Source organism: Pantoea sp. SIMBA_079 (genome assembly GCF_046940275.1).
Taxonomy (GTDB): Bacteria; Pseudomonadota; Gammaproteobacteria; order Enterobacterales; family Enterobacteriaceae; genus Pantoea; species Pantoea borealis.
Map to the genome: position 1 here is coordinate 1 of NZ_JAWRYR010000801.1, position 243 is coordinate 243.

Genomic DNA, 243 nt, shown 5'->3' on the forward strand with positions numbered 1-243 from the left:
CTGACGACCAGTACACACCACGTACCAAGGGTGGCGTGGTGAACCGGTCACTCGCCAAGGTTTCGCGCAGGAATGCCTGCAGTATGGGGCGCAACCCGATCAGCTGTGCATACAGTGAGAACAGGCGCCCGCACGGTGCTGTCTTGCCCAGTACATCCAACCGGTCGATGACCTGCTCATGCAATTGGGTGAGAAGCCACCCGTAGTGCTCGTCATACTCATCCAGCCAGGCGTCGAACGCGT

Annotated in this window: 1 protein-coding gene; it reads right to left on the bottom strand. The window is 59.7% G+C overall.

All coding sequences use genetic code 11. The features are described from left to right. Positions 1-243: type VI secretion protein IcmF/TssM N-terminal domain-containing protein (locus SB719_RS22150; protein WP_412160033.1), on the bottom strand; the 243-nt coding region annotated here is incomplete at both ends.